Annotated in this window: 7 protein-coding genes; 3 read left to right on the forward strand and 4 right to left on the reverse strand. The window is 73.3% G+C overall.

The genetic code is table 11. From position 1 onward, the window contains the following. Window positions 1–44: 44 nt before the first annotated feature. Window positions 45–1,325 carry a LacI family DNA-binding transcriptional regulator gene (locus GFD30_RS12005; RefSeq protein WP_227996128.1) on the reverse strand — a complete coding sequence of 427 codons (1,281 nt, stop codon included), beginning with the start codon at window positions 1,323–1,325 and terminating at the stop codon, window positions 45–47. A 274-nt stretch (window positions 1,326–1,599) separates the two neighbouring features. Here GFD30_RS12005 and GFD30_RS12010 point away from each other — a divergent pair, with 274 nt between their 5' ends. Further along, window positions 1,600–2,883 (forward strand): glycoside hydrolase, encoded by a 1,284-nt coding sequence (locus GFD30_RS12010; RefSeq protein ID WP_153025437.1) that lies wholly within the window; start codon window positions 1,600–1,602, stop codon window positions 2,881–2,883. A 94-nt stretch (window positions 2,884–2,977) separates the two neighbouring features. Here the strand turns inward: GFD30_RS12010 and GFD30_RS12015 are convergent, their stop codons facing one another. Continuing rightward, on the reverse strand, window positions 2,978–3,979 hold the full coding sequence (locus GFD30_RS12015; RefSeq protein WP_194201939.1) for a GlxA family transcriptional regulator: 1,002 nt from the start codon (window positions 3,977–3,979) through the stop codon (window positions 2,978–2,980). A gap of 70 nt (window positions 3,980–4,049) precedes the next feature. Here GFD30_RS12015 and GFD30_RS12020 point away from each other — a divergent pair, with 70 nt between their 5' ends. Then, window positions 4,050–5,345, forward strand: a complete 1,296-nt coding sequence (locus GFD30_RS12020) for an MFS transporter (RefSeq protein ID WP_227996130.1) — start codon at window positions 4,050–4,052, stop codon at window positions 5,343–5,345. On the opposite strand, the gene GFD30_RS12025 is transcribed toward GFD30_RS12020, so the two are convergent. Together GFD30_RS12025 and GFD30_RS12030 are read right to left on the reverse strand one after the other, a co-directional pair. Next, window positions 5,308–6,546: an alpha-hydroxy acid oxidase gene (locus GFD30_RS12025; RefSeq protein WP_153025439.1), complete on the reverse strand. Its 1,239-nt coding sequence runs from the start codon at window positions 6,544–6,546 to the stop codon at window positions 5,308–5,310. The genes GFD30_RS12020 and GFD30_RS12025 overlap by 38 nt on opposite strands. Before the next feature lie 101 nt (window positions 6,547–6,647). Further along, on the reverse strand, window positions 6,648–8,618 hold the full coding sequence (locus GFD30_RS12030; protein ID WP_322633179.1) for a potassium transporter Kup: 1,971 nt from the start codon (window positions 8,616–8,618) through the stop codon (window positions 6,648–6,650). 193 nt (window positions 8,619–8,811) lie between these two features. Here GFD30_RS12030 and GFD30_RS12035 point away from each other — a divergent pair, with 193 nt between their 5' ends. Then, on the forward strand, window positions 8,812–13,461 hold the full coding sequence (locus GFD30_RS12035) for an ATP-dependent helicase (RefSeq protein WP_153025440.1): 4,650 nt from the start codon (window positions 8,812–8,814) through the stop codon (window positions 13,459–13,461). Window position 13,462 lies beyond the last annotated feature (1 nt).

The raw sequence follows: 13,462 nt of genomic DNA on the forward strand, positions 1-13,462 counted from the left end.
GCCCGCGGAAACGGTCGCTTCGATTCGCGATCGTTTCCGCGGGCTCATCGCCGTACGGGGCCGGTGCTGGCGCGGACGGTCAGGGTCGTGGCGAGTTCGATGCGGGTCTGGGTGACCGCTTCGCCCGCGGCGAGCGCGAGGACCAGGCCGGCGGCGGTGGCGCCGAGTTCGGCGAAGGGCTGGTGGACGGTGGTCAGGGGCGGCCCGGACCAGCGCGCGTACGAGATGTCGTCGAAGCCGACGACGCTGAGCTCGCCGGGGATCGGGACGCCGGCCTGCCGGGCGGCCTCGTAGACGCCGAGCGCCTGGAGGTCGTTGCCGCACAGGACGGCGGTGGGCGGGTCGGCGAGGCGCAGCAGCTCGCGGCCGTGCGCGAACCCCTCTTCGAACGAGAACCACATGCCGGTGCGGACCAGGCGCTCGTCGAGGCTGGCGGCCGCGGCCGCGAGGGCGGTGCGGACGCCGTCGAGCCGGTCCCGCGAGCACCGGCGCTCGAGCGGGCCGGTGATGACGCCGATGCGGCGGTGGCCGAGGTCGAGGACGTGCTGGGCCGCGGCGATGCCGCCGTGCCGGTTGGCGGCGGCCACCGAGGGGACCGGGTGCAGCGGCTCGCTCGGCGGGTCGACGGCGACGAGCGGCAGCCCGCTCGCGCTGAGCAGGGCGTGCTGCTCGGGCGTGAAGCCCATGTGGGTGACGACGACACCGGTCGGGCGCCGGGCCAGGAGATCCTGGGCCCAGTTGCGGCCGATCGACTCCTCTTGCAGCGCATCGGTGAAGGCCACCGCGAGCCCGTGCTCGACGGCGACCTGCTTGACGCCGCGCATGAGGTCGACGCCGACGTGGGCCTGGAGTCCGTAGAAGACGATCTCGACGCTCGCGGCGCGGGTGATCTTCTCGGGGCGCCGGTAGCCCTGCTCGCGCAGCAGGCGCTCGACGCGGCGCCGCGTCTGCGGCGCCACGCCCGCGCGTCCGTTGAGGACCTTCGACACGGTCGGCGCGGACACGCCTGCCAGCCGCGCGACGGCGGCCACGGTCATCCTCCGGCGCCGGTCCTCGGCCGCCGGTTCCTCCAGTGCCGCAACGGGCGCCGTCCTGTGCGGGGCGCCCGACCGCATGGCGCGCCGCTCCTCGGCTTCGGCGAGGAGCCGCGAGCGCACGCGCTCGGCCTCCGCCTCGGCCGCGGGCCCGGCCGGGACCGTCTCCACGAGGTACCGGCGCTTGCGCGTCTCCGGGTCGAGCCCGTCGTAGACCCGGACCCGCAGCGATCCGCTTGGGAGCCTTTCGATTTCGCCTCGCGAACGCCGCGGGCGCGCACCGGTCGTCATGGAGCCACCGTAGCAGCGGGCCGGGCCGGGGCGCGATTCGCGACGGCTCCACGTCCGGCTCCACGCAATCGGCCGGACCGGCGTGTCCGCAGTGAACGGACTGATCGCGGCTCCGGAAGTTTCAGCGAAAAGCTATCGATAGACATCAATGAGAGTTTGGAAATTGTTCGCCTCTGAGCTGGGGTTGACTGGTCCCGAAGCCTGATCCTACGCTTCAGGATCAAGCGGTTGCCAACCGTGTTCATTCCGAAAGTTCCAACCCCCTGGAGGAGCGATGGCGCCCCGTCCGAACCAGCCCTCGAACGAGCACCCGTCCCGTACCCCGCGATCGCTCGACCGAAGGGCGTTCCTCGCGCTCGGCGCACTCCCGGCCGCCGCACCGCTCCTCGCCGAACCGGCCGCCGCGCAGACCACAGTGCTCGTCCAGCCCTCCATCGGGCAGCAGATCATCCAGGGCTTCGGCGGCATGAACCACACCGTGTGGATCAGCGACCTGACCGCCGCGCAGCGGGACACGGCCTTCGGCAACGGCACCGGCCAGCTCGGCTTCTCGATCCTGCGCATCCCCGTCCACGAGGACCGCGCCAACTGGAGCCGCGAAGTCGCCACCGCCAGGCGCGCGGTCGAGCACGGCGCCAAGGTCATCGCCTCGCCGTGGAACCCGCCCGCGAGCATGACCGAGACGTTCTCCGGCGGCCGGCGCCTGCGGTACGGCTCCTACGCCGCCTACGCGCAGCACCTCAACGATTTCCACGCGTTCATGCAGGGCAACGGCGTCAACCTCTACGCCGTCTCGATCCAGAACGAGCCCGACTACGCGCACGAGTGGACCGCGTGGACCCCCACCGAGATCGTCCGCTTCCTCAAGGAGAACGCCGGCTCGATCAACACCCGGGTGATGGCCCCCGAGTCGTTCCAGTACCGCAAGAACCTCTCCGACCCGATCCTCAACGACCCCGCCGCCCTCGCCAACCTCGACGTCCTCGGCGCCCACCTCTACGGCACCCAGCCCGCCGACTTCCCCTACCCGCTGTTCCAGCAGAAGGGCGGCGGCAAGGAGCTGTGGATGACGGAGGTCTACTACCCCAACAGCACCGACTCGGCCGACCTGTGGCCGCAGGCCCTCGACGTCGGCGAGCACATGCACCGCGCGCTCGTCAACGGCCGCTTCCAGGCCTACATCTGGTGGTACATCCGCCGCGGCTACGGCCCCATGCGCGAAGACGGGCAGATCAGCAAGCGCGGCGCGAACATGGCGCACTTCTCCAAGTTCGTGCGCCCCGGCTACCAGCGGATCACCGCCACCGCGAACCCGCAGTCGAACGTCTACATCAGCGCGTTCAAGAGCGGCTCCAAGATCGTCATCGTCGCCGTCAACAAGAACGCCTCCCCGGTGTACCTCCCGTTCACCATCGAAGGCGCCGGCTCGGGGACGCTCGCCACCTGGGTGACGACCGCCTCGCAGACGCTCGCTCCCTACACCGCCGTCACGATGACCAACGGCTCCTTCGGCTCCCAGCTCCCGGCCCAGAGCATCAGGACCTACGTGACCCAGTGAGCCGCGGTCCGCGGACCGAACGCATCGCGCCGCCCCCGGCACGGTCGGCGGCGAGGCCCGGCGCCTCGCCGCCGACCGGCACGATCCCCTGTCCTCAACGCGGACTCGACCCGGCGGCCGCCCCGGCGAACGTCCGCCGATACGCGCTCGGCGAGACCCCAAGGGCCGCTTGGAAATGCATCCGCAGCGACGAGGCCGACCCGAACCCCGCCTCGGCGGCCACGCGGTCGATCGGCTCGTCGCTGCGCTCGAGCAGGTGCCTGGCCCGCTCCAGGCGCTGGTGGAGCAGCCACCGCTGCGGCGAGGTGCCGACCTCCTCGCGGAACCGGCGCGTGAACGTGCGGACGCTCATCGCCTCGCACTCGGCGAGCTGCCGCAGTGTCAGCGGCTCGTGGAGCCGCGCCAAGGCCCACTCGCGGGCCCTGCGGGTCGCCGCCGCGCCCGTCTCGGGGACCGGCCGCTCGATGTACTGGGCCTGGCCGCCGTCGCGATGCGGCGGCACCACCGACCGGCGCGCCACCCGGTTCGCCACGGCCACCCCGAAGTCCACTCTGGTCATGTGCAGGCACAGGTCGAACCCCGAGGCCACGCCCGCCGACGTCAGGACGTCGCCCTCGTCGGTGTACAGCACGTCCGGTTCGAGCCGCACCCGCGGGTACAGCCGCCGGAACCGCTCGGCCGCATCCCAGTGCGTCGTCGCCCGCCTGCCGTCGAGCAGCCCGGCCGCCGCCAGCACGAACGACCCGGTGCAGATCGACGCGATCCGGGTCCCGGGCCGGATCATCGCCAGCGCTTCGGCGAGCGGCCCCGGCAGCCGGCCGCTCGTCCACGACTCGTCCGTCTCGTGCGCCGACGGCACCACGACCGTGTCGGCCTCGGCCAGCGCCTCCGGCCCGTGCTCGACGTTCACGGTGACATCGGTGTCCGTGCGCACCACGCCCGGCTCGGGCGTGCACGTCGCCACCTCGTACAACCGCTCGCCGGCCTCCTTCGCGACACCGAACACCCGGTGCGGGATGCCCAGCTCGACCGGCAGGAGGCCGTGGCGGACCAGGACCGTGACGCGGTGCCGCCCGGGATGCTGAAAAACGCCCATGGCCCGATCCTCGCACATATTGGCCAGCGGGCCACTGGCAGCGCCGCCCCCGCCCGACCAAGCTGGTCCCATGTCCATCGCAGCCCCCGAAGTCCCCCAGCAGCAGCGACCGCGACCGCTCGTCCACCGCGCCTGGTGGGTCGCCGCCGTCAGCTTCATCGCCCTCGTCGGCGCGGCCGCCTTCCGCGCCACCCCGAGCGTCTTCATCGAGCCGCTCCACGACGAGTTCGGCTGGTCCCACGGCACGATCTCCGCCGCCATCTCGGTGAACATCCTGCTCTACGGGCTGTTCTCGCCCTTCGCCTCGGCCCTCCAGGAGCGGTACGGGATCCGCCGCGTCGTCTCCATCGCGCTCGCCCTGATCGCCCTCGGCAGCGGCGCCACCGTGTTCATGACCGCGTCCTGGCAGCTCGTGCTCTGCTGGGGTTTCATCGTCGGCATCGGCACCGGGTCCATGGCGATGGCGTTCGTCGCGACCATCACCAACCGGTGGTTCATCGCCCGGCACGGCCTCGTCAGCGGCATCCTCACCGCGGGCGGCGCCGCCGGGCAGCTCGTGTTCCTGCCGCTCGTCGGCCTCCTCGTCGAAGGGCCCGGCTGGCGCGCGGCCTCGATCCTCGTCTCGCTCACCGCGCTGGCCATGGTGCCGCTGGTGCTCCTCGTCGTCCGGGACCGGCCCGAGGACGTCGGGCTGCGGCCCTACGGCGCCGGACCGGACTACACGGCCCCGGCCGTCTCGACGTCGGGCGCGGCGAAGCGGGCCCTGTCCAGCCTGTGGGAGGCGAGCGGGTCGCGCGCGTTCTGGCTCCTCGCCGGCACGTTCGCGATCTGCGGCGCGTCCACGAACGGCCTCGTCGGCGCCCACTTCGTCCCTGCGGCTCATGACCACGGGATGCCGCTGACGGCGGCCGCGTCGCTCCTGGCGGTCATCGGCGTCGTCGACCTCGTCGGGACGATCTTCTCCGGCTGGCTCACCGACCGGTTCGACCCGCGGCGGCTCCTCGCGGTCTACTACGCGCTCCGCGGCGTCTCGCTGCTGGCCCTGCCGACGCTGTTCGCCGACGACGTGCGGCCGCCCATGCTGTTCTTCATCGTCTTCTACGGCCTCGACTGGGTCGCGACGGTGCCGCCGACGATCGCGTTGTGCCGCGAGCACTTCGGCGAGAACGGCGCGGTCGTCTTCGGCTGGGTCCTCGCCTCGCACCAGTTCGGCGCGGCGCTCATCGCCTGGGGCGCGGGCTTCATCCGGGACGCCACCGGGAACTACGACCCGGCGTGGTTCACCGCGGGAGCGCTGTGCGCGCTCGCCGCGGTGATGTCCCTGGCGGTCAGGAGGCCCGCGGCACCAGCCGTCGCAGTTGGGTGACGTGGTCGGGTTCGAGCTCGTCGAGGGCTGCGACTCCGAGGAGCTTCATGGTCCGTTCGACCTCTTGGCGGAGGATCGCGAGGGCGCGGTCGACGCCGTCGCGGCCGCCGGCCATGAGCCCGTACAGGTAGGCCCGGCCGATCATGGTGAACCGGGCGCCCAGGGCGATGGAGGCGACGATGTCGGCGCCGGACATGATCCCGGTGTCCAGGTGCACCTCGATGTCGCGGCCGACCTCCCTGACCACCTCGGGCAGCAGGTGGAAGGGGACCGGGGCCCGGTCGAGCTGGCGGCCGCCGTGGTTGGAGAGCGTCACCGCGTCCACGCCGGCCTCGGCGCACCGCTTGGCGTCGGCGACGGTCTGGACGCCCTTGACCACGAGCTTTCCGGGCCACTGCGCTTTGATCCAGGCCAGGTCGGTGTAGTCGACGGTGGGGTCGAACATGGTGTCGAGCAGCTCGGCCACGGTGCCCGGCCAGCGGCTGAGCGAGGCGAACGCGAGCGGTTCGGTGGTGAGCAGGTCGAACCACCAGTGCGGTCTGCGGGCCATGTCGAGGAAGGTGCGGGCGGTGATCGCCGGCGGGATCGCGAATCCGTTGCGCTGGTCGCGGAGCCGGGCGCCGGCCACCGGCACGTCCACGGTCACCAGGAGCGTGTCGAACCCGGCCGCGGCGGCCCGCTCGACCAGGGCCATGGACCGGTCGCGGTCCTTCCACATGTAGAGCTGGAACCAGTGCCGCCCGGCCGGGCCGCCCGCCGCGGCGACGGTCTCGATCGGGGTGGTGCCCATCGTGGAGAGCGCGAACGGGATGCCCGCGGCCGCGGCCGCGGCGGCGCCGGCGATCTCGCCGTCGGTGTGCATCATGCGGGTGAACCCGGTGGGTGCGATGCCGAACGGCAGCGCCGCGCGCTTGCCCAGCACGTCCCAGCCGGTGTCGAGGTTCGACACGTCGCGCAGGATCGCGGGGTGGAACTCGATGTCGGCGAACGCCTGCCGGGCCCGGGCCAGCGACAGCTCGCCCTCGGCCGCGCCTTCGGTGTAGTCGAACGCGGCCCGCGGCGTCCGGCGCCGGGCGATGTCGCGCAGGTCGGCGATCGTCAGCGCCGCGCCCAGCCGCCGCCGCTTCCCGTTGAGAACGGGCCGCTTGAACCGCATCAGCGGCAGGACGTCTGCGGGGCGAGGGAATTGTCGCTTGGTCATATGAGGGCCTCACGGGTGGGACGGCGGGGTGGTCCGGGGCCATTGTCGCCGACGCGGCGCCCCGAATCCAGGGGCTTCCCGATCCGGCGCCAACGGCCCGTTCACACCTCGATGTGCGATCCGATGATCATCGTGCGGTCCCGCGGGAGCCGGAAGTGCTCGGCGGCGTCGGCGGTGATGTGGGACGTGGCGATGAACAGGTGCTTGCGCCAGGTCGCCATCGTCCGCGCCCGTCCGGGTTTGAGCTGGATCGTCGAGAGGAAGTACGTGGCCCGGTCGAGGTCGAGCCGCCTGCCCTCGGCCTGCTCCCGGTCGACCCCCTCGAGTGCGCGCGGCACGTCGGGGGTCTCCATGTACCCGAAGCGGGCGGTCACGTGGATGACCGCGTCCCGGTCGTCCCCGAGCTGGTCGACCCGGAGCCGGTCGGCGTCGGCCACCCGCGGGACCGGCTGGGTCTCGACCGAGAGGATCACGATCTGCGAGTGCCGGGCGTGGTTCTGCTCCAGGTTCGAACGCATCGCCAGCGGCGCGCTGTGCTTGCCGCGGTCGAGGAAGATCGCCGTCCCCGGCACCCGGGCGACCTTCGGTTCGCCCTCGCGGAGCCGCTCGACGAACTCCACCAGCGACCCCTCGCGGCGCTCGCGCTCGGCGGTGACGACGTCGCGGCCGCGCTGCCACGTGATCATGACCGTGAACGCGGCGACGCCGATGAGCAGCGGCAGCCACGCGCCGTGGACGATCTTCGTCGAGCTCGCCGCCAGGAACGCCAGGTCGATCGCGAGGAGCAGCCCGCCGCCGGTCGCGAGCAGCCACATCGGTGCGCCCCACCGGGTCCGGGCCACGTACAGGAACAGGAACGACACGATCGTGATCGTCCCGATCACGGCCATGCCGTACGCGAACGCGAGCGCCTCCGAGGTCCGGAACGCGAACACCAGGACCAGCACGGACGCCATGAGCAGCCAGTTGATCCACGGCACGTAGATCTGGCCGTACCAGTGCTCCGAGGTGTGCGCGACGCGCAGCCGCGGCAGGTAGCCCAGCTCGGACGCCTGCGCGGCGACGGAGAACGCCCCGCTGATGACCGCCTGGGCGGCGATCACCGTGGCCACGGTGGTGAGGAGCAGCAGCGGGATCCGCAGCGCCTCCGGAGCGAGCAGGAAGAACGACCCGGAGATGTTCGCGGTGTCCTCCAGGATGAGGGCGCCCTGGCCCATGTAGTTGAGCATCACCGAAGGGAACACGATGAACAGCCAGGCCCGCGAGATCGGCTTGCGTCCGAAGTGGCCCATGTCGGCGTAGAGCGCCTCGGCCCCGGTGAACGTGAGGATGACCGCCGCCAGTGCGAAGAACGCGATGCCGAAGTGCCCGAACACGAACTCGATCGCGTACACCGGCGAGAGCGCCCGCAGGATCTCGGGGTTGCGGGCGATCCCGCCGATCCCCAGGAGCGCGAGCGCGGTGAACCAGACGGCGACGATCGGCCCGAACCAGCGCCCGATGACGTGCGTGCCGCGCTTCTGGACCGCGAACAGCAGGACGATGATGACCGCCGTCGCGGGGATGATGACCGGTTCGAGGCCGCTGTTCACGGTCTTGACGCCCTCGACGGCCGAGAGCACCGAGATCGCGGGGGTGATCATCGAGTCGCCGAGGAACAGCGCGGCGCCGAAGATGCCGAGGGCCGCGAGGGCGAGCGCGCTCCTGCGCCCGCGGCCCGAGGCGTGGCGGCGGATCAGCGTGATCAGGGCCATGATGCCGCCCTCGCCGTCGTTGTCGGCGCGCATGGCCAGGCCCACGTAGAAGACCGTGACGATGATCGTGACCGACCAGAAGATCAGGGACACGATGCCGAACACGTTCGCCGTGTTCACCGGGACCGGGTGCGGGTCGCCCGGGTTGAAGATCGTCTGCAGGGCGTAGATCGGGCTGGTGCCGATGTCGCCGTAGACGACGCCGAGCGCGCCGACGATCAGCGCCAGGCGCAGCCGGCCGCCTTCGCGAGGGTGCCGCGGGGCCGTGCCGACCGGTGCTTGCAGATCGACCTCGCCCTCGCTGGTTCGAGCGGTCACGTGAGCTCCCTTCCGGTGCCGCACGCTAACGTGGTCCGCCGGTGGGATGCCAGGCCGAAGGCGCCTTCAGGCGAATCCATATGTGTTCTTGACACGCGTCCGGGCGATCCATACGGGCTCTTGACGCGCCGCCGACGCGGTCCCTACGGCGAATCCCCGCCCGGTGTCGGTCCCCCGGGGCACCATTGACCCCATGTCCCGAGGCGCACCGCGAGCAGCAGCACCCGACCCGTCGCTCGACCGGTTCTCCCCGGCCACGTCGTCGTGGTTCACCCGCGCCTTCGGCGCCCCGACCGAAGCCCAGCGGGGCGCGTGGGCGGCGCTGGCCGAGGACCGGGACGTCCTGGTGGTCGCGCCCACCGGCTCGGGCAAGACCCTCGCGGCGTTCCTGTCCTCCCTCGACGCCCTCGCCTCGGTCCCGCCGCCGGCCGAACCCAAGCGCCGCTGCCGCGTGCTCTACATCTCCCCGCTCAAGGCCCTCGGCGTCGACGTCGAGCGCAACCTCGCCGCGCCCCTCGACGGCATCCGCGAGGAGGCCCGCCGCCTCGACCTGCCCGAACCCGACATCCGGGTCGCGATCCGCTCCGGCGACACGCCGCAGCACGAACGCCGCTCGATCGCGACCCGCCCGCCCGACATCCTCATCACCACGCCCGAGTCGCTGTTCCTCATGCTCACCTCCAGCGCCCGCGACGCCCTCGCCGGCGTCGAGACGGTGATCCTCGACGAGGTCCACGCCGTCGCGGGCACCAAGCGCGGCGCGCACCTCGCCCTCTCGCTGGAGCGCCTCGACGCCCGCCTGGACCGGCCCGCCCGCCGCATCGGGCTGTCGGCCACGGTCCGCCCGGTCGACGAGGTCGCCCGGTTCCTCTCGCCGCGCCGCGACGTGGCGATCGTCCAGCCGCCCTCCGACAAGCGCTGGGACCTGCAGGTGGTCGTGCCGGTCGAGGACATGTCCGCGCTCGGCGACGCCCCCGCCTCCCTGACCTCGTCGGACGCCCGCTCCGCGGGCTCGATCTGGCCGCACGTCGAGGAGCGCATCGTCGACCTCGTCGAGGCCCACCGCTCGACCATCGTCTTCGCCAACGCCCGCCGCGTCGCCGAACGCCTCTCCAACCGCCTCAACGAGATCGCATTCGAACGCCGCCACGGCTTCGCCCTGCCCGAGGACCACGGCCCCGCCGTCACCATGGGCGGCTCGGGCGCCGCCGCGGGCGCGCCGCCCGTCCTCTCCCGCACCCACCACGGCTCGATCTCGAAGGAGCAGCGCGCCGAGGTCGAAGGCGACCTCAAGGCCGGGCGGCTGCCCGCCGTCGTCGCCACCTCCAGCCTCGAACTCGGCATCGACATGGGCGCGGTCGACCTCGTCGTCCAGGTCGAGGCCCCGCCGTCGGTCGCCTCCGGCCTCCAGCGCGTCGGCCGCGCCGGCCACCAGGTCGGCGCCGTCTCCCGCGGCGTGTTCTTCCCGAAGGTCCGCAGCGACCTCATCCAGTCCGCGGTCGTCGCCGAGCGGATGCGCGACGGCCGGATCGAGGCCCTCCGCATCCCCGCCAACCCGCTCGACGTCCTCGCCCAGCAGCTCGTGGCCATGGCCGCCATGGACGAATGGGACGTCGGCGACCTCCTCGGCCTCGTCCGCCGCGCCGCCCCGTTCGCGTCCCTGCCCGACTCGGCGTTCGACGCGACCCTCGACATGCTCGCGGGCCGCTACCCCTCCGACGCGTTCGCCGAACTGCGCCCGCGCCTGGTCTGGGACCGCACCGCCGGGACCGTCGCCGGCCGCCCCGGCGCCCAGCGCCTCGCCGTCACCTCCGGCGGCACCATCCCCGACCGCGGCCTCTTCGGCGTCTTCCTGCAAGGGCACGGCCTCCCCGGCGCCGCCGCGGGCCGCGGCGGCGGCCGCGTCGGCGAACTCGACGAGGAGATGGTCTACGAGTCCCGCGTCGGCGACGTGTTCACCCTCGGCACCTCCTCATGGCGCATCGAGGAGATCACCCGCGACCGCGTCATGGTCTCCCCGGCCCCCGGCGTGCCCGGCCGCCTCCCGTTCTGGCACGGCGACGGCCTCGGCCGCCCCCTCGAACTCGGCCGCGCCCTCGGCGCGTTCGTCCGCGAACTGTCCGCAATGGACGACACTGCGGCGCACGCCCGCCTCGCCGCCGCCGGACTCGACGACTTCGCCGCCCGCAACGCCATCGCCTACCTCGCCGAGCAGCGCGAGGCCACCGGCCACGTCCCCGACGACCGCACCATCGTCATCGAGCGGTTCCGCGACGAGATGGGGGACTGGCGCATCGTCGTCCACTCCCCGTTCGGCGCCCAGGTCCACGCCCCCTGGGCCCTCGCCCTCGGCGAGCGCCTCCGCGACCGCTACGGCGTCGACCCCCAGCTCATGCACCACGACGACGGCATCGTCCTGCGCCTGCCGGACAGCGACGCCTACAGCGGCGACCCCACCGGCGCCGACCAGGCGCCCGTCCGCGCCGACGACCTCGTCTTCGACAAGGGCGCCATCGGCGCCATCGTCACCAGGGCCGTCTCCGGCTCCTCACTGTTCGCCTCCCGCTTCCGCGAAGCAGCCGCCCGCGCCCTGCTCCTCCCGCACCGCCAGCCCGGCAAACGCCAGCCCCTGTGGCAGCAGCGGCTCCGCTCCTCCCAGCTCCTCGAAGTCGCCGGGCAGTTCCCGAGCTTCCCGATCATCCTCGAAGCCGTCCGCGAAGTCCTCCAGGACGTCTACGACGTGCCCGGCCTGACCGACCTCATGGCCGACCTCGACGCCCGCGAGGTCCGCCTCGTCGAGGTCACCACCGCCGACCCCTCGCCGTTCGCCCGCTCCCTCCTCTTCGGATACGTCGCCCAGTTCATGTACGAAGGGGACACCCCGCTCGCCGAACGCCGCGCCGCCGCCCTCTCCCTCGACTCCCGGCTCCTCGCCGACCTCCTCGGCCAGGTCGAGCTCCGCGACCTCCTCGACCCCGACGTCCTCGCCGAGGTCGAGCGCGAACTCCAGTGGCGCACCGAGGACCGCCGCGCCCGAGACGCCGAGAGCGTCGCCGACCTCCTCCGCGTCCTCGGCCCCCTCACCGAGGACGAGCTCGCCGAACGCGGCGCGGCCCCCGCCTGGGCCGAGACCCTCGCCGACGCCGGCCGCGCGATCCGCGTCGACATCGCCGGCCGGCCGCACTGGGCCGCCGTCGAAGACGCCGGCCGCCTCCGCGACGCCCTCGGCACCGCCCTCCCCGCCGGCATCCCCGGCGCCTTCACCGAGCCCGTGGACGACCCCCTCGGCGACCTCCTCGCCCGCTACGCCCGCACCCACGGCCCCTTCACCACCGCCGAAGCCGCCGCCCGCTTCGGACTCGGCACCGCCGTCGCCGAACACGCCCTGCGCCGCATCGCACCCGACAAGCTCGTCGAAGGCGAGTTCCGCCCCGGCGGCGAACACCTCGAATGGTGCGACGCGACCGTCCTGCGGCGCCTGCGCCGCCGCTCCCTCGCCGCCCTCCGCAAAGAACTCGAACCCGTCCCGCCCGCCGCGCTCGCCGAATTCCTGCCGCGCTGGCAGCACCTCGGCGGCAAGGAGTCCTCCACCGAGGACTACCGGCTCGAAGGCGTCGACGGCCTCGCCCGCGCCGTCGAGCAGCTTCAAGGGGCCGCCGTCCCGGCCTCCGCCCTGGAGCAGCTCATCCTCCCGTCCCGCGTCGACGACTACCGCCCGGCGATGCTCGACGAGCTGACCGCCTCCGGCGACGTCGTCTGGGCCGGCGCGGGCGCCCTGCCCGGCAAGGACGGCTGGATCGCGCTCTATCCCGCCGAGACCGCCCCGCTGCTCCTCCCGCCGCCCCGCGACCTCGCGCTCGACGGCCTCCACCGCGCGATCCTGGACGCACTCGACGGCGGCTACGGCCTCTTCTTCCGCCAGCTCGCCGACCGCGTCCGCGAAGCCGGCCGCGCCGACGCCACCGACGCCGACCTCACCGCGGCCCTGTGGGACCTGGCCTGGTCCGGCCGCGTCACCAACGACACCCTGGCGCCGCTGCGCGCCTTCCTCGGCTCCGGGCGCACCGCGGGCTCGACGGCCCACCGGGCCCGGCGGTCCGCCCCGCGCGCCCGGTACGGCGGCGGCTGGCGCGACCTGAACCGCCAGGCCCCCGCCGCCGCCCCCACGGTCGCCGGCCGCTGGTCCCTGCTGCCCGTCCCCGAGGCCGACCCGACGCTCCGCGCCCACGCGCTCGCCCACACCCTGCTCGACCGCCACGGCGTCGTCACCCGCGGCGCCGTCGCGGCCGAAGGCGTCGAGGGCGGCTTCGCCAAGGTCTACCGGGTGCTCTCCGCCTTCGAGGAGTCCGGCAAGGCCCGCCGCGGCTACATCGTGGACGGCCTCGGCGCCGCCCAGTTCGCCATGGAAGGCGCGGTCGACCGGCTCCGCGGCCTCGCCGCCCGCCGCGAACGCGGCGACGCCGGCCCCGCGGTGGTCCTCGCCGCCGCCGACCCGGCGAACGCCTACGGTGCGGCGCTGCCCTGGCCCGAGGCCGCCTCCGGCCACAAGCCCGGCCGCAAGGCGGGCGCCGTCGTCGTCCTCGTCGGCGGCGACCTCGCGCTCTACCTCGAACGCGGCGGAAAGACCCTCCTCGCCTGGCCTGCAACGGAAACCGACCTGGCCGACGACCCGCGCGCGGCGGCCGCCACCGCGGCCCTCGCCGAAGCGGTCCGCGCCGGCCGCACCGGCGCGCTCCACATCGAACGCGTCAACGACACCTACGCCCCCGGCTCGGCCCTCGCCCCGGTCCTCGAAGCGGCCGGCTTCCACGCCACCCCGCAGGGCTTCCGCCTGCGCCCCTGAA

Origin of the sequence: Glycomyces albidus, assembly GCF_009451885.1 — a bacterium.
GTDB classification, from domain to species: domain Bacteria; phylum Actinomycetota; class Actinomycetes; order Mycobacteriales; family Micromonosporaceae; genus Glycomyces; species Glycomyces albidus.

Excerpts from the sequence above, each read along its gene's own strand:
- GFD30_RS12005 (WP_227996128.1), bottom strand. The coding sequence starts at position 1,325 with ATGACGACCGGTGCGCGCCCGCGGCGTTCGCGAGGCGAAATCGAAAGG.
- GFD30_RS12025 (WP_153025439.1), bottom strand. The coding sequence starts at position 6,546 with ATGACCAAGCGACAATTCCCTCGCCCCGCAGACGTCCTGCCGCTGATG.
- GFD30_RS12020 (WP_227996130.1), top strand. The coding sequence starts at position 4,050 with ATGTCCATCGCAGCCCCCGAAGTCCCCCAGCAGCAGCGACCGCGACCG.
- GFD30_RS12035 (WP_153025440.1), top strand. The coding sequence starts at position 8,812 with ATGTCCCGAGGCGCACCGCGAGCAGCAGCACCCGACCCGTCGCTCGAC.
- GFD30_RS12015 (WP_194201939.1), bottom strand. The coding sequence starts at position 3,979 with ATGGGCGTTTTTCAGCATCCCGGGCGGCACCGCGTCACGGTCCTGGTC.
- GFD30_RS12010 (WP_153025437.1), top strand. The coding sequence starts at position 1,600 with ATGGCGCCCCGTCCGAACCAGCCCTCGAACGAGCACCCGTCCCGTACC.